We start from the raw sequence: 18,717 nt of genomic DNA, 5'->3' as shown, positions 1-18,717 counted from the left end.
GATGAGTGATTTCCATATGGTGGTGTGCGTCAAGGCGGTGCCCGGAAGCACCGAGGTCAAGATGGACCCCAAGACCAATACTATCGTGCGTGATGGCAAGCAGGCGGTCATTAATCCCTTCGATGCAAGTGCCCTCGAATGTGCGCTAGCGCTGAAGGACGACTTTATCGGCTTTGGCATGGACGTGCGTGTGACGGTGGTGTCGATGGGCATCCCCGCGACCGAATCGCTGCTGCGCGACTGCATCGCCCGCGGTGCCGACGACGCGCTGCTGCTGACCGACCGAGCCTTTGCGGGCGCCGATACCCTAGCCACCACCTATGCCCTCAAATGCGGCATCGAGGCACTCGATGAGGATTTTGACCTGCTCATCTGCGGCAAGATGGCAGTGGACGGCGATACGGCCCAGATCGGCCCCGAGCTGGCCGGCGCCTTTGGGGTCCCCTGCGTGACCGACGTGAGCTGTGTGCAGAGCGCGGGATTTACGACGTGTGGCTCGCTGGCGCTCGTTCACGGCTGCGATGCCGGCGAGGAGACGGTGTACCTGGAGATGCCGTGTGCGATGACGACTGCCAAGGAGATTGGCCAGCTGCGCATGCCGAGTATTGCCGGTATTCGCGCGGCCGAGGATGCAGACGTGCGCGTGGCCAGCGCTGCCGACGTAAACGCCGACCCCTCGCGTTGCGGCCTTGCCGGATCACCGACGCAGGTCGTGCGCTCGTTTGTGCCCGACCGTGACCAAACGTGCGAGGCCGTCGAGGGAACGGCGTCCGGGCAGGCGGTAAAACTTGCCAAGATTATTGAGGGGATGGCATAGATGAGCGGGCTGATTATCGATAGCGAAGCCTGTATCGGCTGCGGTCGCTGCGTTCGCGCCTGCGCCTCGGGCGGCATTGTGGTGGAGGGCGAGCGCCCCAATCGCTGTGCCCGCGTAACCGACGGCTGTATCCTGTGCGGCGGGTGCGTCGACGCCTGCCCCGTCAACGCCATCTCGATCGAGCGCGACGAGGCCGCCGGCGCGGTAGACCTTGACGCATATCGAGACATTTGGGTCTTCGTGCAAACTGACAAGCACGATGCCGTGGCATCCGTGGCCTTCGAGCTCATGGGCAAGGGACGCGAGCTTGCTGATGCCCGCGGCTGTCGCCTGGTGGCACTGGTCGGCATGAGCCCCGAGGGCTCGCTCGAGGACCTCGAACACCTGGTTTGTGCCGGCGCGGACGAAGTTCTGGTCTGTCGTGACGAGCGCCTGCGTCAGAACGACGCGGAGGTCTATGCTCGCCTGATCTACGATTTGGTGGCCGAGCGCAAGCCCGAGGCCATTCTGTACGGCGCGACCGCGTTTGGCCGCGAACTGGCACCCGGCGTTGCCGTGCGCCTGCAGACGGGCCTTACGGCTGATTGCACGGTGCTTTCGGTGGATACGGAGACGGGTCTGCTGCAGCAGACGCGCCCGGCGTTTGGCGGCAACCTGATGGCCACCATTATCTGCCCCAACCACCGTCCTCAGATGGCAACGGTGCGCCCCGGCATCTTTAAGGCGCCCGAGTTTGACTATAGCCGCTCCGGCACGATTACCCAGGTAGTGCTTGCGGATGACGTTAAGGCCCGCGTCGAGATCTCGATTCCCGCCGAGGAGTGGGGACAGCAGGCCTCAATTGCCGATGCCGAGCGTCTGGTCGTGGTGGGCCGCGGCATCGGCTCCAAGAAGAATCTGCCCCTGATGCGAAAGCTCGCCGATGCCCTGGGTGCCGAGCTTGGTTGCACGCGTCCCATTGTGGAGGCAGGCTGGTTGGAGTATCGCCACCAAATTGGCCAGACGGGTGTATCGGTCTCGCCCAAGCTCCTCGTGAGCATCGGTGTCTCGGGTGCTATCCAGCATCTCGCCGGCATCGGTGGGGCGGAGTGCATTGTTGCCATCAATGAGGACCCGGATGCCCCCATCTTCGGTGCCGCCCAGTACAAGGTCGTCGGCGATGCCGTTGAGATCGTTGAGGAACTGCTGGCTCAGCTCGAGTGCTAAGCGCTTGCCAGCCAGCGGCGCAGCTCGTCCTTAAGGCGGCTCCAGGTTGCCTGCGCGGCGGGGTCGGTAAAGGGTCGCGTAATGCCAAAGGGCGCGTCGAGCAGGCGATAGATATCGCCTTGCTCGCGCGCCAGTGCACGGCTTGCCGGATGGACGAGCTCAAACATAAAGCAGATGAGCCCCACCAGGTAGTCCGCCGGCTCGTTGCGCTCGTCACGCGCGACGCAGCGATGCTCGTCAAAGGCGGTAAGCGCCGGTGTCGAGAAGTGGCTGGCGAGAAACGTGTCCTCATCCACCTTGAGGATGGTGTCGACGGTGCTGTCGGCGATGGTGCGCATAATGTCAATCTTGTCGCCATCGCGCACGATCTCGCAGAAGCTCCGTGTACGGGTGTCGAGTTCCGTGGGCAGGCGAAAATCACTGTGGTGGGCGATGCTCGCGCGGATCAGTTCGTCCTCTGCCGGGTCATCGATAAAGTCGCGGATGCTCGTTACGGCGGGTGCATCGGCGGGATTCTCGCCAAAGAGGACCTCGATGCCCAGCGCTGCATGGCTCATGCTCTCGGCGTCCTTAAAGGTGTCCCAGCGCCGCAACTGCTCAAAGCGGCCCATATCGTGTAGCAGGCCGCAAAGCCATGCCAGGTCAATATCTTCTGACGACCAGCCCTGCTCGCGCGCTACGGCATCGCATGCCTCGGCCACGTGGTACGTATGCTCGATTTTGAGCGCGATGCGTGGGTTGGTGGCGTCGTAGGCATCGGTGTAGCTTTTGAAGGCCGCGCGCGCCCGGTCTCGATCGATAACTGTCATAATGACTTCCTAAAAAGTTGTGTCTTTCGATCCGGTGGCAATTGTAGGTGAACTTTATTGCCACCGGTTGATATTTCTGCTGCGTTGCAAGGCGCGCTGCAGACGACTTACCAGAATGGGAGTGGCATGGTCCTTAGGATCTTTAAAATCGTCTGGCCAGTGATGCTTACCTATGTTGCAATAGGCGCGCCGTGCGGAATGATCATGGGGCAGACGGGAATGGAGCCCTGGATGGTCTTTGCTCTGAGCAGCACGTTTGTGACGGGCAGCGGCCAGTTTATGATCTGCAACCTGTGGCTGGCGGGCGTGCCTGCAGCATCGATCGTCGCGAGCGTCGCCGCCATCTCCTCGCGCTTTGCGCTTTACTCGGCATCGATCGCACCCCATCTGGCGGGCGCCTCGAAGCGTCAGACGCTGGCTGTTGCCGCGACACTTACCGAGGAGGCATATGGCATCTCGCTTGCCAAGTTGGTTGAAGGGGAGGATTGGGGCCCGCGCGAGTCCTTTGTGCTCAACGTGATCCTTATCGCAACATGGGGCGTATCGTGTACGACGGGCGCCATCGTCGGCGCCGTTGTCGATGTTCCCACCGCTATTGCGAGTTTCGTCTGCACGTCGCTCTTTATCTGTCTACTCTTTTCGCAGCGGTTGTCGCGCGGCAACGTTGTCGCGGCGGTTTCGGGCGCGGTGTCCGTCGCCGTATGCAAGTTCTTGGGCCTCATGAATATTACCGTGCCGGCAAGCGTCGTGGTCGGCATTGCCATTGCGCTGGCGTGCGATGCTGTATTTGACGGAAGAGGTGCCCGCGATGCCCGTTAACGAGTTCTTGGTTCTGTGGCTGTCGTCGTGGGCTGCTATCGCGTTCTTTCGCATCGCGCCGGCGTTCGCCTTGCGCGGGCGGACCCTGTCGCCCCGTATTACCGAGGCCCTGGGCTATATCCCGCCCGCTGCCTTTGCCGCGCTGGTCGCCAACGACTTGGTGAGTCCCGGCGCGTTCGACGCGGGGCTCTGGCCTGCCTTGGTTCCCTGGATTGCGGCCGCCGGCGTCGTGGTCGTGGCGGTCAAGACAAAATCGATGCTGTGGTGCTGCGTCTCGGGCATCGTACTCTATATCGTCTTGAGCCTTATATAGGGGTGGCGTCGCGGGCGCCGAATCTCGTTCCATCCCAACTTGTCGAGTTTTTCACCGAGCTGGTCTATTTCTTCTGGTACCATGGTCAAACTTTACTGTAGCAAAGCGTGACGTGGGCTTTTGTATCCCGTCAGCGGAAATGGGGGTTTCATGGCACAGGAAGCAACCACCAACGAGCAAAAGAAATTCAAGGTCCCGCGCATCCCGGGCGACATCATGATTTATCCGATGATCGTCGGTCTTTTGCTCAACACCTTCTGCCCGCAGGTTTTTGAGATCGGCGGATTCTTTACGGCTGCCTGCCGCGGTGGCTCCAATACCATTGTCGCCGCGATCCTGCTGTTTGTGGGCGCCGGCATCAGCTTTAAGTCCACGCCGGGTGCCATCAAGACCGGTATCGTCGTGCTGATCCCCAAGCTGGTCGTCGCAGCGGCTCTCGGCCTGGGCGTGGCATATTTCTTTAACGACAACTTCCTGGGTCTGAGCTCCGTGTCTATCATCGGCGGCATCACGTTTTGCAACATGGCGCTCTATACGGGCATCATGGGCGAGTTCGGCGATGAGTCCGAGCAGGGCGCCGTCGGTATCCTGTTCTTTACGGCTGGCCCCGCCGTCACGATGATCATCCTCGGTGTTTCCGGCCTCGCCAACATTCCCATTGGCACCATTATCGGCTCCATCTTGCCACTCGTTATTGGCATGGTTCTGGGCAACCTGTTCCCGTTTATCAAGAACCTGCTGGTTCCCGGTGCCAATCCCGCGATTGCCGTCATCGGATTTCAGCTCGGTGCGTCCATGAGCCTGTCGAGCTTTATCACCGGCGGTATTTCCGGCATTCTGTTGGGCCTCATCACCCTCTTTATCGTTGGCCCCATCACCTTTGCCTTCGAGCGCTTGTGCGGCGGCAACGGCAAGGCCGCCGTTGCTTGCTCCACCATCGCCGGCACGGCTATGACCACGCCGGTTGCTCTTGCTGAGGTCGCGCCGCGCTATGCCGAGCTTGCGCCCACCGCGTATGCGCAGATCGCCACCGCCGTCATCATCACGGCCATCATGGCCCCGATTCTGACCGGCTGGGTCGATAAGAAGTTCTGCCACGGCGAAGAGGATCTGTCGGTCGAAGGCGTCGAGGCTATTGAGGAGGCCGTCGCGACCGACATCGACGGCGAGTAATCGTCGACGCGAGTCAATCAAGCCGGCGTGTGCAATTCGCGCCGTATGGGCGCCCGAACGAGAGCTGTCTTGCAGTGACGTTCGGGCGCTCTGCTATTATTCCCTATACCCCTGCGGAGTAGGGGTGTTTATTGCCCAGGCACGAATCGGGCGATTCTGACCACTTGGATATTGAAGGGATGGCGTCTAGTGGTTAAGGCACTCAAGATCGAGATATTCCTGCTATGCATGATTGTTCTTATCGGGCTTGCCGCGCGAAGTCGCCACTCCTTGTTCTCGAGTACCCAGCAGTTATTGTTTAGTACGCTCGGCTACACCTCTGCCGCGTACATGTTATTCGATATAATCTGGACGCTTTCGGACGGTGTGGGCGGCACGCTGGGCATTGCTGCCAACTGGATTTCCAACGCGGTTTCGTTTTCGCTCTTTGCCGCCGCGTGCCTTATTTGGTTTATCTATTCCGAGACGGTGCAGGGTTCTCGCCTTTTGACCGCGCGCTCTAGAGTGGCGCTTGTAACGCTGCCTGCGGCGCTGGTAGTCGTACTGGCGTTTTCGAGCTACTGGACGCATGCCCTGTTCTATATCGATGCGCAGGGCGCGTATCGTCGTGGTTTTGTCTATATGATCCAGCCCATCGTCAGCTACTGCTACGTTATATATACGTCCCTGCATGCGTTTATACAATCTTGCAAGGTCGAGAGCCTACAAAAGAAGGCCATCTATCAAACCTTGGCATTTTTCGCCATTCCGGCCCTGGTAGCTGGTGTCTTTCAGGTCTTTTATTCGGGTCCTTGCCTTAGTGTCGGCATCATGTTAAGTATGTTGCAGCTCTACATTGTTTGCCAGGAGCAGATGATCTCGACCGACCCGTTGACCGGTCTCAACAATCGCAACCGCTTTGAGACCTATATGCTGTCGCTCTTCTCGAATATGGATCAGGCCGAAGATGTGTATCTGCTCATGATGGACGCTGACGGCTTTAAGCAGATTAACGATCGCTATGGACATGTGGAGGGCGACCATGCCCTCCAGGTCGTATCTGCTACGCTCAAAGAGGTCTGCTCAGCGTCTGGTGGCTTTATCGCACGTTATGGCGGCGATGAGTTCGTGGTGCTTCAAAAGGCAGCGGCGGAGCAGGACATCATGGACCTGTGTTCGGCGATTAACGACGAGCTCGCTCGTGCCGAGGTGCCGTATGCATTGCGGATGTCCATTGGTTACGCGCGGGTCGGCGATAGTGTTGATACCTGGCAAGACTTACTTCGCGCTGCCGATGCGGAGCTCTACCGCGTCAAGGCCGAGAAAAAGAAAGCCGGCGTTCAGATACGCTAGAAAAAGGGGCGCACGCTTGCGTGCGTGGCGGCCCTCAGCTCACCGATGTACTCCAATAAGCTAAAGTGTGCGAACAACCTCTCAAAAAAGTGAGCTCGCTAGGCCTTTTTGGGTTTGTTGACGATGATGATGCCGCCGCAGACCAACAGCAGGGCAACGATGACGGTAACGGGGCTCGTGCCAGCGCCCTCGCCGAGCAGCAGCGCGCTCAGCAGCACGCCAAAGACTGGGTTCATAAAGCCAAAGACCGAAACGCGGCTTACGGGGTTGACGGCAAGCAGGCGCGACCACAGCGAGTACGCGACCGCGGAGATAAGCGCCATGTAGATGATGAGCGCGATGGCGGGGGCAATCGCTGTGGGGGAGAGCGTGCCGCCCATCAAAAAGCCGATGGCGGTGAGGACCAGGCCGCCGACCAAGAACTGCCACCCGGCAAGCAAGACGCCGTCGTGCTCGCGCGAGAAGATGCCGATCAGGCAGGTCGAAAGGGCACCCGCGACGGTGGAGGCCAGGATAAAGCCCTCGCCGTCGAGCGTAAAGCCAAAGGTACCGTCCGCGCCCGAAAGGTTGACGAGCGCGACGCCGGCAAAGCCCAGTACGCAGCCGAGCACCTTGGCCGCATCGAGCTTTTCGGTGTGAAACGCCAGGGCGGCAAAGAGGATGGCCAAGAAGTTGGCGCTGGCCTCGATGATGGAGCTCGACATGGCGCTGGCGCGCGAGAGTCCCAGGTAGAAAAAGAAGTACTGCCCGATAGTCTGGAAGAGCGACAACGTGAGGATAGACTTGATATCGCGCGCTTGCGGAACGAGCGGGCGGCGCTGGGCCACGCTCATGCCGACAATGACCAGCATGCCGGCAAGGGTGAAGCGCAGACCCGCGAAGAGCAGCTGCGAGGCGCTGTCGTGCGCGGGAATGCCAAAGAGGCCGTAGCCGATCTTGATGCAGGGAAAAGCCGACCCCCAGAGCGCGCAGCAGACGAGGCAGCCCAGGATGAGCCCGGGCAGGGTGGCGAGATACGGCTTGCGGCTTTCCATGATGTCCTTCCTGTATGCGCGAAGCAAAAAAGAACCCGCCACCGGGCGTGCCGGTGGCGGGTGTTGTTACCCGAGGGGATTGTACCCGATGGGATAGCTTTAAGCGAAGTAGGCCACGCCGCTCTCAAAGATCGGCATGAACTTATCGCCGGGGACATGCTCGGGCACGTTGCGGTACAGGTTGTCGCCGCGGCGCTCGGCATGACCCATCTTGCCCAAGACGCGGCCGTCGGGGCTCGTGATGCCCTCGATGGCGAGTGCGGAGCCGTTGGGGTTGACGGAAAGGTCCATGCTCGGCTTGCCGTCCTCGCCCACGTACTGCGTGGCGACCTGGCCGTTGGCGATCAGCTGGGCGAGCACCTCGTCGTTGGCGACAAAGCGGCCCTCGCCGTGGCTGATGGCGACGGTGTAGGGGTCGTCGAGGCTGCACTGCGACAGCCACGGGGACAGGTTGGACGAGATGCGGGTGCGCACCAGGCGGCTCTGATGGCGACCGATGGTGTTGAACGTCAGCGTGGGTGCATCCGGCGTGGCGTCGACGATGTCACCGTAGGGCACCAGGCCGAGCTTGATCAGGGCCTGGAAGCCGTTGCAGATGCCCAGCATCAGGCCGTCACGGGCCTTGAGCAGGTCGCGGACTGCCTCGGTGACCTCGGGAGCGCGGAAGAACGCCGTGATGAACTTGGCGGAGCCGTCGGGCTCGTCACCGCCCGAGAAGCCGCCGGGGATCATGACAATCTGGCTTGCACGGATGCGGCGGGCAAGCTCGTGGGTGCTCTCGGCGACGGCCTCGGGCGTGAGGTTGTTGATCACGAAGGTGTCGGCCTCGGCACCGGCTGCGCGGAAGGCACGGGCGCTATCGTACTCGCAGTTGTTGCCGGGGAACACGGGGATAACCACGCGCGGGCGGGCGATTTTGGCGCCGCCGTACACGTGGATGTCCTTGGCGCGGAAGTCGATGGTCTCGACCTCGGGGGTCTCGCCGGCGCTGCGGTAGGCGAAGACGCCCTCGATGCCGCTCTCCCAGGCCTCCTGGAGCTCGGAGAGCTCGATGACCTCGGAGCCGGTGTCGATGACATAGCCCTCGACGGTGGTACCCAGGGGCTCCACGACAACGCCGTCGGCGACCTCGGGCAGCTCGGCGTCCTCGGCGAGCTCGACGATAAAGCTGCCGTAGAGCGGGGTGAAGAGGCTCTCCACGTCCACGTCCTCGGCAAGTTCGATGCCGATCTGGTTGCCGACACACATCTTAAAGAGGCTCTCGGCGCCGCAGCCGTAGCCGGGCGTAGAGACGGCCAGGGCGTCACCGGTGGCGGTGAGCGCCTCGACGGCGTCAAACGCGGCGAGCAGCTGCTGGGCGTCGGGGCGGTAGTCCTCGCCATAGGTGGCGGGGGTGATGCGGACGACGCGGTGCGTGAGGCCCTTGAACTCGGGCGAGACGGCGCGGGCCGCCTTGCCCACGGCGACAGCGAAGCTGATCAGGGTCGGAGGAACGTTGAGCTCGCCGGCTTCGTCCTCAAAAGAGCCGCTCATGGAGTCCTTGCCGCCGATGGCGCCGGCACCCAGGTCGACCTGGGCCATAAGGGCGCCCAGGACGGCTGCCATGGGCTTGCCCCAACGCTCGGCCTCGGTACGCAGGCGCTCGAAGTACTCCTGGAAGGAGAGGTAGGCGCGCTTGTGCTCAAAGCCGGCGGCCACGAGCTTGGCGATGGACTCGACCACGGATAGGTAGGCGCCGGCAAACTGGTCGGCCTCCATCAGGTAGGGGTTGAAGCCCCATGCCATGGCGCTTGCCGTGGTGGTCTCGCCGTCCACGGGGAACTTGGCGACCATGGCAGAGCTCGGAGTGAGCTGCGTCTTGCCGCCAAAGGGCATGAGCACGGTCGCGGCACCGATGGTGGAGTCGAAGCGCTCGGAAAGGCCCTTGTTGGAGGCGACGTTGAGGTCAGTGACAAGCGAGGTCATGCGCTCGGCAAGCGTGGCGCCGGCCCAGCTGGGCTGCCACACGCTGCGGGCACAGACGTGGGCGACCTGGTGCTTGGGCGCGCCGTTGGAGTTGAGGAACTCACGGGACAGGTCGACGATGGCGACACCGTTCCAGGCCATGCGCATGCGCGGCTCGGCGGTAACCTCGGCGATAACGGTCGCCTCGAGGTTCTCCTCGGCGGCGTAGCCCATGAACTCCTCGACGTCACCGTCGGCGACGGCGCAGGCCATGCGCTCCTGGGACTCGGAAATGGCGAGCTCGGTGCCGTCCAGGCCGTCGTACTTCTTGGTCACGGTGTCCAGGTCGACATACAGGCCGTCGGCAAGCTCGCCCACGGCGACCGAGACGCCGCCGGCGCCAAAGTCGTTGCAGCGCTTGATCAGGCGGCAGGCGTCGCCGCGGCGGAACAGACGCTGCAGCTTGCGCTCGACCGGGGCGTTGCCCTTCTGGACCTCGGCACCCGAGGTCTCGATGGACTCGGTGTTCTGGGTCTTGGAGGAGCCAGTGGCGCCGCCGATGCCGTCACGGCCGGTGCGGCCACCCAAAAGGATGATCTTGTCGGTGGGGGCGGGGCACTCGCGACGCACGTGGTTTGCCGGGGTAGCGCCCACGACGGCGCCGACCTCCATGCGCTTGGCCACGTAGCCGGGGTGATAGAGCTCGTTGACCTGACCGGTGGCAAGGCCGATCTGGTTGCCGTAGCTGGAGTAGCCGGCGGCGGCGGTGGTCACGAGCTTGCGCTGCGGAAGCTTGCCCTCGAGCGTCTCGGAGACGGGGACCGTGGGGTCGCCGGCGCCGGTGACGCGCATGGCCTGATAGACATAGCTGCGGCCCGAGAGCGGGTCGCGGATAGCGCCGCCCACGCAGGTGGCGGCACCGCCGAAGGGCTCGATCTCGGTCGGGTGGTTGTGGGTCTCGTTCTTAAAGAGGAACAGCCAGTCCTGGTCCTCGCCATCGACATCGACCTTCACCTTGACGGTGCAGGCGTTGATCTCCTCGGACTCATCGACATCAGTCATGACGCCGGTCTTCTTAAGGTACTTGGCGCCGATGGTGCCCATGTCCATGAGGCAGACGGGCTTGGCGTCGCGACCGAGCTCGTGGCGCATCTCCATGTAGCGGTCGAAGGCCTGCTGCACCACGGCGTCGTCGATCGTCACGTCATCCAGGACGGTGCCGAAGGTGGTGTGGCGGCAATGGTCGGACCAGTACGTGTCGATCACGCGGATCTCGGTGATGGTGGGGTCGCGATTCTCATCGCGGAAGTACTGCTGGCAGAAGGCGATGTCCGCCTCGTCCATGGCAAGACCGCGCTCGGAAATAAAGGCGGCAAGGCCGGCCTCATCGAGCTCGCGGAAGCCGTCGAGCACTTCGACGGGCTGAGGCTCGGGGGTCTCCATGTACAGCGTCTCGGGCAGGTCGAGCGAGGCGATGCGCGCCTCGACGGGGTTCACCACGTAGTGCTTGATGGCCTCGATGGCGGCTTCGTCCAGGGCGCCCGAGATCATATAGACCTTGGCGGAGCGCACGGCGGGGCGCTCGCCCTGGCTGATGAGCTGCACGCACTCGCTGGCGGAGTCGGCACGCTGGTCAAACTGGCCAGGCAGGAATTCGACGGCAAAGACGGCGCCGTCGCTTGCGGGGAGCTCGTCGTAGGTCACATCGACCTGGGGCTCGCTAAAGACGGTCGGCACGCAGGAGCGGAAAAGCTCCTCGTCGATGCCCTCGACGTCGTAGCGGTTGATGATCCTCAGGGCCTCGATGCCCTTGATGCCGAGAATCTCGGTCAGCTCGCCCTTGAGCTGCTGAGCCTCGACGTCGAACCCGGGTTTCTTCTCCACGTAGATACGAGAGACCATTGGTTCCTGCCTTCCTGATCGGTTGGGCGTACGGTACGGTATGCGGCAGCGGTCGGTTTGCGGGGCCTGCCCTGCGGTCGCCTTGAGCCACATGTTTGTAAACCTCACTATGATACGACAGCTCGCGGCGCGTAGAGGACGGCGAGGGTGCTACAGTGAAGCGCAAACAAGAGAAAGGCATCACATGGCATTCGTTTCGCTCGCCATCATCGCACTCGTGGCCTTTGCAAGCCCCTTCATCGCTTCGGCGATTCCTGGAAAACCCGTTCCCGAAACGGTCTTTTTGCTCGTGTTCGGCGCGGTGTTGGGACCTCATATGCTTGGCGTCATCCATGTGGATGCCGAGGTCTCGCTTGTGTCAGAGCTCGGTCTGGCATTTTTGTTCCTGCTTGCCGGCTTTGAGATCGACCCAAAGAACATCACGGGCGTCGAGGGGCGCTACGGTATGGCCACGTGGGTTGTCACATTTTGTATCGCCTGGCTTGCCGTGCGCTTTACCCCGTGGTTCTCGGTCAGCCATTTCGACGGTATCGCCGTGACGCTCGCCTTGACCTCGACGGCGCTTGGAGCGCTCATGCCCATCTTGCGCGAGCGGTTGCTTGCCGGAACGCGCGTCGGTGATTCGATTCTCGCCTATGGTACGTGGGGCGAGCTCGGCCCCGTGCTCGCCATGTCGGTACTGCTGTCTGCCCGCACGGGTATCGAGACGCTGCTGATCTTGGGCCTGTTCGCCGTGGTGTGCGTGCTGCTTGCCGTGGTCCCCAGCCGCTCCAAACGCGTCGGCAGCCGCTTCTTTGCGTTTGTCGAGGAGCGCGCCGATACCACGTCGCAGACCTTCGTGCGCCTGACGGTGCTTATTTTGGTCACGCTCGTGGCGTTCTCGGCCATCTTTAGCCTCGATATCGTGTTGGGCGCTTTTGCCGCCGGCTTCGTCCTGCGCTATATCATCCCCGAGGGCAACCATACGCTTGAGACCAAGCTCGACGGCCTGGCCTACGGCTTTTTGATCCCGGTGTTCTTTACCGTGTCGGGCGCAAAGATCGATCTGACGGCCGTGGTGTCGCGCCCCGGGCTGCTCGTGGGCTTTATCGTGGCGTTGTTGATTATTCGTGCCGTACCCATTCTTATTTCTATGAGCATTTGTCCTGCGACGCGCGATGTGTCGGCGTATGGTCGCATTACCGTGGCCCTGTACTGCACCACGGCGCTGCCGATCATCGTTGCCGTGACGAGCGTGGCCGTCAACGCGGGCGCGCTGTCGCAAGATATTGCGTCGGTCATGGTTGCCGCCGGTGCCATCACGGTGTTCTTGATGCCGCTGCTCGCGCAGCTCTTCTACCGCGTGGTCGATGCCGCGCCGGTCGCCGCCGTGGCAGAGGTTGCCGAGCATCCTGCCGAGGCACTCGATATCCTGCGTGCCCATCACGATTTGGCGAGTCTGCTCGCACGAGAGCACGAGCTGCTGACCTCGCATGGCCATGGTCGCGTATTCGAGGGCCTGCCTACGCTCGATACGATTGCCGAGCGTCTTTCCGCCGAGGCGGCGAGCGGCCACATCGATGCCCGCATCGTGGACGCGGCGCATCTTCTTGCCGATAAGACCTATGGCGACGAGATAGATCCGTCCGAGCTCACCCCGCGTGAGCGTCGCCGCCTAGAGCGCGCCAAGCTCGCTGTGCGCGAATACCGCCGCCGCATGCTGGAGCTCTATGCGCGCGAAGAAGCCGAAGACGACGACGGTAAGTAGTCGATACTTTCTCGGGGAAGCCGCGTCCCGCTTTGAAGGCTCGGAACGGGATGTGGTTTCCGAAACGGGGGCCGTTGGGAAGCTGTGTCCCGGAATGGGCGCTCAGAGTGGGATGCAGTTTCCGCGAGAGGCTCGTTAGGGAAAGCGCATCCCATTCTGAGCCGGAATTATGGGACGCAGTTTCCTTTTCGAATAGAAGGAGGTGCGCTGCCTGCGGTTGATGCAGACAGCGTGCCTTCTTGCATAAGGCTCTGCTGAGGTTTGAAATTAGCTCGCTATGTAAAAAAGAACCCTTAATTCCCAATACTTCAAATTCTGAAATTAGACAATGCATTTCTTGAGTCTTAATTGCAAATATCGGATATATTCGAAATAATGAAAGACGATTAAGCTATTTGATTTCAAAGGAGCGATGAAGCGATGGCGTACAAGACGCTCGAAAAACTCTTTTATGCAGATCCAAGCTCCGATCGTTATGCTTGCCATGACGAGCTGCTGCGCGAGCGCCTTACTGCCGACGGCACGGTGCGGACTGGAATTCACCTTGAGCATGGTGAACTGTTCGCTTGTGTTCCTTTGAACCTGTCCGTTGCTAGCGAGCGGATCCTCAGAAAAGAGCGAAAGATTTCCAACCTGTGGAACAGCTTGCCTTATGTGGCTTTGGGGGCCTCGATTCGTTCGCTGGTGCTTGAGGAGGTTGTTTTCAGCAACGAGATGGAGGGTGTGCACAGCACGCGGCGCCAGATTGAAGCGGCGCTGGAGTCTGCGGAGGATGCTGCGGCCGAACTTTGCGGTGCCGCCGAAAAGGAGCACACTCCTTTTATTGAATTCGCTCGCCTCTACCTTCAGCTGGTGGATGGTTCAAGTCGTCCCGGCAAACCCGAGGATATTCGCGAGATTTTCGATGCCGTCACTAAGGGCGTGCTTGACCCGAAGGACCGTCCGGATGGCAAGATGTTCCGTTTGGGTCCCGTTGTGATTGAGAACAGTCGGGGCAAGATTCTCCATCAGGGTGTTTCCTCGGAGCCCGAAATCATTGACCTCCTTGGCAAGATGATAGAGTTGGGCAATCGCGAAGATGTCCCAAGCCTCTATGCAGCCTCAATCTGCCATTTTCTCTTTGAGTATATTCACCCCTTCTATGACGGTAACGGGAGAACGGGGAGGTATCTTCTCGCGTTGAGCCTGAACGAGACGTTGTCGCAGCCTACGGTGTTGTCGCTCTCTAGGACGATTGCTGAGAATAAAACCGCATATTACAAGGCGTTTGACGTGGTGGAGAGGCCCCTTAACGGTAGCGAGGCTACTCCGTTTGTTGCAATGATGCTTGATTTGGTCGAGCAAGCGCAAGATGCCGTTCTGAGCGATTTGGCCGAAAAGCGCGTACAACTCGATGATCTCAAGCGGGCGATCGATGAACTCGACGATACGTTTACCGAAAGGGCAAAAGATATTCTGTTTTATGCGGCACAGATGCATATCTTCGGTGCCTTTGGTGAATCTACGCTTGATGGTGTGTCGGGCTATCTCGATGTGACAAAGCCGACAGCGAGTAGGTCATTGTCGAGCCTAATCGCTGCCGGATATTTAGAAAAGGTGTCCGCAAGGCCGCTCGTGTGCAAGATGACGGTGGCGGGACTTAATCTGCTCGGGCTAGAGTGAACATCGGTTATCAGACAAATGAACACTCCGAGCGTTTGCCCGCCATTCCTCCATGGTGTGAAATCGCTCTTATCCCATTGAGGCGCCTTTGAGGTCGCCAATGGACTGTTGCGGCAAGCGGTGAAAGCTATGATTCAATTTCGTTCGACACGTACGCCATGAGTTCATCGTCTAAGGCCTTCAAAGAGTCTTTGATTTCCCGCCTGCGCGCGCGGGCCTGTTCTATTTTTGTGTCACATTCTCGTTTCGCTTTGAATTCGAATGGACTGAAGAAAGAACGTCTGCTCTTAAGCTCTCGAAGTTCGTTCCCCAAACGGTCAAATTCATCTTCGAGCGCTTGTTTTTGCGACTTTTTAACAGGATTATCTAACCAATATTTGGCTTGGAGCTCTGCTTCTTTTTCAGCGCGCTCACGTTCCTTCTTCTTCTCGGGGTCGTATTCGTCACGCTTTGCCATGTCCTTTTCTAACTGTTCTCTCCGAAGCTGCTTTGCCTCATCGCTAAGGAAAAAGCCGTCGTTTGTTATTTGTTCGCTGGAGTGTCCGTAGTATCCGTAGTATCGGCGATTTGTTCGAACTTTGATACATAGCTCCTCGAGACTGCACAATATGCCCCAGCATCTTAAGAGCATCTCGTCTGTGGCAGTACCTTGTTTAGTGACTTTATTGTCAAAGAGGTCGATAGCTAAGCGAGTCGCTTTTATGCAACTATCGTACGCATCTATGCATAGATCAAAAGCTTCTTTTTCGTTGTCATAGTCGAAATCATCTGTCGCGTAGTAATCAAATACACGGACCTTGTTCCACCGTTCCGACCATGTGGAGCAGCCATTGACCGCAGACTTTAGGATCGTGATTGCAGCATTGTAATACATTGATGAAATGTTGCGCGCTGCAAGACCGGAAAGGTCTTCGGTAAGGGCGCCGAGGAGATCTTCGATATTCTCGGGTATCTTGGCACTCTCCCCCTGCTCTTTGCTGAGCCTCTTTACGGCAGCCGTTTGTAATTCGCACACGGCCTCTATATTTTTCCATTGGAGTTCACGCGACTGTAGGTGACGAATGAGCCCCGATTGAATTAACTCTAGATTCTTCGCATTCGGTAGATTTGCAAGTTCCTGGCAGAAATAGTCTATCTCAGAGTTTGCGATAGCTCGCAAATGCTCAATGAAACCTATCGCTATGTTTAGCGCGGTGTTTATCTCATCAAAATCTGATGGGGCTCGATTTAGCAGCTTTAGCATATTAATGCATGCTGCATTTGATTCCGACAAGCGATCGTTGTCAAACGTGAGCTGCCAGTCTATCGCTTTTGCCTTTATTGACCATGCCTCGGCGTTCTTAAGATCAATCTCGAGGGCCATGGAGGCATATTTCTCAGCATCAGCGTTGTTACCGGCTTTTTGAGCGGTTCTGGCCAAGGCGAGATATCGATCGACATCTTCAGTGCGGTCTGTTTTCACTGTGCCTTCGACTTGGACAACACCTTCGACCATCATTTTCTTTGCGGTTTCAAGCGTATATTTCATTCCACAGCTTTGACAGACGAAAAAGTCTCCATCCTTGATAATCTCTGTGCTACCGCAGAGCTCGCATTGTAGCGCTTTCATTTCGATTGCTCCATTTCATACCCCTTGCTGTTCATTTCCCGTATTAGTTTCTGCTTTATCTCAAAAACGTCTTCCTTGTAAGGGAGATATAAGATGCCGTTTATATCGGACGGTTTTTCTATTGGTGGGTCGGCTTCTTTGAGAAGGATCGCGGTCCTAGACCTGCCGAATTTCATCAGTAGCATCCCAAGCTCCAAAACTACGTTCTGGCGAGCTCTTGGCTGCGGTCGATCCTGTTTATTCTTTGGATAGCCTATGTCGTCCGGGGTCATAAGTACTATCCCGAAATTAGCGCAAGGGATGTATTCCATTAGTTGTTCGATTACTGTTCGGCCCCCTATAGGCTGATTATCGAGAAAAATAGGCTCGAGATTTAACTCTTCGAGAAGACGTTGGAGTTGGTTTCGTGCGGTTTTATCGTGGCCGTAAACAACGAAAACTTTGTTGTTTGGTTCATCAATGATTTCATCTTCGATGGCTTTTCGGACCTGATCAGCGTTATTTCCTTGACAAAAGAAGCCGCCGCTGTCGTAGACATATACGGCTGTTCCACTCTCGAGCTTTATTCGATAGCCAATAGTTTTGTATCTCCGGGTCGTTTTTACTGGAATTTCTTTTGAAATAAGAAGCGAGATTAATTTATCCTTATCGATCATTAGCTGTCCTTGCTTGCTTTAACCAGTGCTGCTCTTTGCCTTATCAATGAAGTCATGCGCAATATTTTCGAGTTCGCGCCTTCGATATCGTTTGATTCGATTGATTGCGATAGATCACGAAGTGCGCTCGATATTTCGTCTTCAACTTGAGCGCTTGCTTCACAACTGGCGGGGTCGGCAAGGCTTGAAGTTTCCAAGAAGCTGGTCATTGATGCGCGCAACTCTGAAGGTGATTCATCTAGAAGCAGTCTTAGCTGAAGTTCAAGGTTCTGCATGGATTGCGATTTGCTTGAAATTTGGTTTTCAATGGTAGATGCGTGAGATTCGGAAGCGCCTGTTGCGAAGAGCGTGGCTGTCGCAGCGCTTGCTAGCAGAAAACTGAGAATTGGAATTGCTGGAAGCGCCTCTGTTTTTAACGCGGACCCTAGTATGCCTAGCAACAATTGGACTGCAAACGATACGCCAATAACAAGTATCTTTGAGATACCAAATATCTTAAGATTCTTTTGGGGTCCAAATAACAAGGTTGAAACCACCAGGGCGAGCATGACCAAAGAGAATGCGCTCTCAATCCAAAAAGTGGTTGAGGGTCCAAATAAAAGTATTGTCACGCTTTCGATAGCTATGAAGAGGGCTACGGGGATTGCTGCAATATATGCCTGTGTGTTCTTCATTATGACCTCCGTGCTCCGCACTCGGGACAGAACTTCTCGGTTCCAGAGAAGCGATATCCACATTCGGAACAGAACTTTGCAGCACTTTGCTGCGAATTGGTATCCGCAGGGATGGGCTGCGTCGCGGACGTGCCGGTGGCTTGTGAGAGTGCATCGGTCATAACTGACCCCATGGTCCCGCCGACACCGGCCATTACGCCCAGACCAATTCCCATGTTTGCGTATTCGCCAGTCGCTTCGTTTTGGGCCATCTTTTCGGCAACATCGAAGCTGCGTTCCTGTTGATAGGTATAGCCTTCGATTTGCCGTTTTTCTGCGCGCGCTTTTGCGGAGATTACGGTGCGCTGCGCCGCAGTTTCTTGTTCGATAATGCTGACCTGTTGTTTTATCTGTGCTTCGCGTACGTCGGCATATTGCTTGAAATGGAGGTCCTTAAACTTCTCGTATACCGGATCACCTTCGGGTTTGACGATGGCGGTGACCAGCATTTGCGTTAATGAGAGGCCGTATGCGGCAAAGTCGGGAAGCAGCTTGTTCTTAAGCGAGTCGGATAACTCTTCAAGGTGTGCATCAAGTTCGAAAATGGAGAGTTTTTGTTCGGTAAGGGGGTGCGGACAGAAAGTTGGACCGCGGGGCGGTCCGGACTGGAGGTTCGCATGTACAGCAGGGAGAAGGTCGAGCTCTTCCTCCTGGCGACGGAGGACGGCATGGGGCCGACCGCCGCCGCGAAGTTCGCGGGGGTCTCGGTGGGCGCGGCCAAGAAGTGGGCGACGGGGCACCTCCCGCACAGCTACACCGGGGCGCGCTGTAGAATCGGGGCGAGGAAACCGCCACGGAAGGAGGCCAGCTTGGGCCCCGACAAGTCGATCTACGCCCCGCCGGCGACCGGCCCGCTCGCCGGGCTCAACGAGGACCAGATAGAGAACCTGCTGCTCAGGGCGGTGTTGGCCGACCTAAAAGCGGAAGGGTGGGACCCGGCTTCGATCTCGAACAGGAGCAAGTGCGAGCTCGGCGAGAGAT

The 18,717-nt window shown here is 58.6% G+C and carries 16 protein-coding genes; 9 read left to right on the top strand and 7 right to left on the bottom strand.

Going from position 1 to position 18,717, the window contains the following annotated elements; genetic code table 11:
- The first annotated feature begins 1 nt into the window (after position 1).
- Positions 2–817 carry an electron transfer flavoprotein subunit beta/FixA family protein gene (locus tag ACRX4W_RS04700; RefSeq protein ID WP_117840164.1) on the top strand — a complete coding sequence of 272 codons (816 nt, stop codon included), beginning with the start codon at positions 2–4 and terminating at the stop codon, positions 815–817.
- Positions 818–2,023 (top strand): electron transfer flavoprotein subunit alpha, encoded by a 1,206-nt coding sequence (locus tag ACRX4W_RS04695; protein ID WP_117840163.1) that lies wholly within the window; start codon positions 818–820, stop codon positions 2,021–2,023.
- On the opposite strand, the gene ACRX4W_RS04690 is transcribed toward ACRX4W_RS04695, so the two are convergent.
- Complete coding sequence (locus ACRX4W_RS04690) at positions 2,020–2,832, bottom strand: HD domain-containing protein (RefSeq protein ID WP_117840162.1); 813 nt, start codon at positions 2,830–2,832, stop codon at positions 2,020–2,022. The two genes, ACRX4W_RS04695 and ACRX4W_RS04690, sit on opposite strands and share 4 nt — an antisense overlap.
- A 126-nt stretch (positions 2,833–2,958) precedes the next feature.
- On the opposite strand from ACRX4W_RS04690, the gene ACRX4W_RS04685 reads away from it, so the two are divergent.
- The 4 genes from ACRX4W_RS04685 (at position 2,959) to ACRX4W_RS04670 (ending at position 6,469) form a co-directional block, all read left to right on the top strand.
- Entirely contained in the window at positions 2,959–3,651 is a 693-nt protein-coding gene (locus ACRX4W_RS04685) for an AzlC family ABC transporter permease (protein ID WP_117840161.1), read from the top strand.
- Complete coding sequence (locus ACRX4W_RS04680; RefSeq protein WP_035137063.1) at positions 3,641–3,964, top strand: AzlD domain-containing protein; 324 nt, start codon at positions 3,641–3,643, stop codon at positions 3,962–3,964. The genes ACRX4W_RS04685 and ACRX4W_RS04680 overlap by 11 nt, the downstream gene beginning before the upstream one ends.
- A 150-nt stretch (positions 3,965–4,114) precedes the next feature.
- Complete coding sequence (locus ACRX4W_RS04675; RefSeq protein ID WP_117840160.1) at positions 4,115–5,137, top strand: 2-keto-3-deoxygluconate permease; 1,023 nt, start codon at positions 4,115–4,117, stop codon at positions 5,135–5,137.
- A 189-nt stretch (positions 5,138–5,326) separates the two neighbouring features.
- A complete protein-coding gene (locus ACRX4W_RS04670) occupies positions 5,327–6,469 on the top strand; it encodes a GGDEF domain-containing protein (protein WP_117774092.1) in 1,143 nt (380 codons plus the stop codon).
- Between the two features lie 98 nt (positions 6,470–6,567).
- Here the strand turns inward: ACRX4W_RS04670 and ACRX4W_RS04665 are convergent, their stop codons facing one another.
- Together ACRX4W_RS04665 and ACRX4W_RS04660 are read right to left on the bottom strand one after the other, a co-directional pair.
- A complete protein-coding gene (locus ACRX4W_RS04665) occupies positions 6,568–7,503 on the bottom strand; it encodes a DMT family transporter (RefSeq protein WP_117840159.1) in 936 nt (311 codons plus the stop codon).
- A 99-nt stretch (positions 7,504–7,602) separates the two neighbouring features.
- Positions 7,603–11,349 carry a phosphoribosylformylglycinamidine synthase gene (locus tag ACRX4W_RS04660; protein ID WP_117840158.1) on the bottom strand — a complete coding sequence of 1,249 codons (3,747 nt, stop codon included), beginning with the start codon at positions 11,347–11,349 and terminating at the stop codon, positions 7,603–7,605.
- Positions 11,350–11,533: 184 nt separating this feature from the next.
- Here ACRX4W_RS04660 and ACRX4W_RS04655 point away from each other — a divergent pair, with 184 nt between their 5' ends.
- Both ACRX4W_RS04655 and ACRX4W_RS04650 read left to right on the top strand, forming a co-directional pair.
- Positions 11,534–13,096, top strand: a complete 1,563-nt coding sequence (locus ACRX4W_RS04655; protein ID WP_117840157.1) for a cation:proton antiporter domain-containing protein — start codon at positions 11,534–11,536, stop codon at positions 13,094–13,096.
- A gap of 420 nt (positions 13,097–13,516) precedes the next feature.
- Positions 13,517–14,758, top strand: a complete 1,242-nt coding sequence (locus ACRX4W_RS04650) for a Fic family protein (protein ID WP_117774095.1) — start codon at positions 13,517–13,519, stop codon at positions 14,756–14,758.
- A gap of 127 nt (positions 14,759–14,885) precedes the next feature.
- Here ACRX4W_RS04650 and ACRX4W_RS04645 read toward each other — a convergent pair whose 3' ends face one another.
- The 4 genes from ACRX4W_RS04645 to ACRX4W_RS04630 form a co-directional block, all read right to left on the bottom strand.
- Positions 14,886–16,286 carry a hypothetical protein gene (locus ACRX4W_RS04645; RefSeq protein ID WP_432299413.1) on the bottom strand — a complete coding sequence of 467 codons (1,401 nt, stop codon included), beginning with the start codon at positions 16,284–16,286 and terminating at the stop codon, positions 14,886–14,888.
- A gap of 77 nt (positions 16,287–16,363) precedes the next feature.
- Positions 16,364–17,023, bottom strand: coding sequence for a TIR domain-containing protein (locus ACRX4W_RS04640; RefSeq protein ID WP_117774097.1), 660 nt, complete (start codon positions 17,021–17,023; stop codon positions 16,364–16,366).
- Positions 17,023–17,697: a hypothetical protein gene (locus ACRX4W_RS04635; protein ID WP_117840154.1), complete on the bottom strand. Its 675-nt coding sequence runs from the start codon at positions 17,695–17,697 to the stop codon at positions 17,023–17,025. Before ACRX4W_RS04635 ends, ACRX4W_RS04640 begins: the two co-directional genes overlap by 1 nt.
- On the bottom strand, positions 17,697–18,185 hold the full coding sequence (locus ACRX4W_RS04630; protein ID WP_432299411.1) for a hypothetical protein: 489 nt from the start codon (positions 18,183–18,185) through the stop codon (positions 17,697–17,699). Before ACRX4W_RS04630 ends, ACRX4W_RS04635 begins: the two co-directional genes overlap by 1 nt.
- Before the next feature lie 168 nt (positions 18,186–18,353).
- Between ACRX4W_RS04630 and ACRX4W_RS04625 the strand changes: the two genes are divergently transcribed.
- The coding region (locus ACRX4W_RS04625) for a hypothetical protein (RefSeq protein ID WP_432299409.1) at positions 18,354–18,717 on the top strand (364 nt) is incomplete at its 3' end.

Source organism: Collinsella aerofaciens, assembly GCF_964283865.1.
Lineage (GTDB): Bacteria > Actinomycetota > Coriobacteriia > Coriobacteriales > Coriobacteriaceae > Collinsella.
Note: the sequence above shows the minus strand (reverse complement) of the source record. Positions and strands in the feature narration are given on the sequence as shown.

Bases quoted from the DNA above. Each gene is read 5' to 3' on its own strand.
- ACRX4W_RS04700 (WP_117840164.1), top strand. From the start codon at position 2: ATGAGTGATTTCCATATGGTGGTGTGCGTCAAGGCGGTGCCCGGAAGC.
- ACRX4W_RS04695 (WP_117840163.1), top strand. From the start codon at position 818: ATGAGCGGGCTGATTATCGATAGCGAAGCCTGTATCGGCTGCGGTCGC.
- ACRX4W_RS04690 (WP_117840162.1), bottom strand. From the start codon at position 2,832: ATGACAGTTATCGATCGAGACCGGGCGCGCGCGGCCTTCAAAAGCTAC.
- ACRX4W_RS04685 (WP_117840161.1), top strand. From the start codon at position 2,959: ATGGTCCTTAGGATCTTTAAAATCGTCTGGCCAGTGATGCTTACCTAT.
- ACRX4W_RS04680 (WP_035137063.1), top strand. From the start codon at position 3,641: ATGCCCGTTAACGAGTTCTTGGTTCTGTGGCTGTCGTCGTGGGCTGCT.
- ACRX4W_RS04675 (WP_117840160.1), top strand. From the start codon at position 4,115: ATGGCACAGGAAGCAACCACCAACGAGCAAAAGAAATTCAAGGTCCCG.
- ACRX4W_RS04665 (WP_117840159.1), bottom strand. From the start codon at position 7,503: ATGGAAAGCCGCAAGCCGTATCTCGCCACCCTGCCCGGGCTCATCCTG.
- ACRX4W_RS04660 (WP_117840158.1), bottom strand. From the start codon at position 11,349: ATGGTCTCTCGTATCTACGTGGAGAAGAAACCCGGGTTCGACGTCGAG.
- ACRX4W_RS04655 (WP_117840157.1), top strand. From the start codon at position 11,534: ATGGCATTCGTTTCGCTCGCCATCATCGCACTCGTGGCCTTTGCAAGC.
- ACRX4W_RS04650 (WP_117774095.1), top strand. From the start codon at position 13,517: ATGGCGTACAAGACGCTCGAAAAACTCTTTTATGCAGATCCAAGCTCC.
- ACRX4W_RS04645 (WP_432299413.1), bottom strand. From the start codon at position 16,286: ATGAAATATACGCTTGAAACCGCAAAGAAAATGATGGTCGAAGGTGTT.
- ACRX4W_RS04640 (WP_117774097.1), bottom strand. From the start codon at position 17,023: ATGATCGATAAGGATAAATTAATCTCGCTTCTTATTTCAAAAGAAATT.
- ACRX4W_RS04635 (WP_117840154.1), bottom strand. From the start codon at position 17,697: ATGAAGAACACACAGGCATATATTGCAGCAATCCCCGTAGCCCTCTTC.
- ACRX4W_RS04630 (WP_432299411.1), bottom strand. From the start codon at position 18,185: ATGCTGGTCACCGCCATCGTCAAACCCGAAGGTGATCCGGTATACGAG.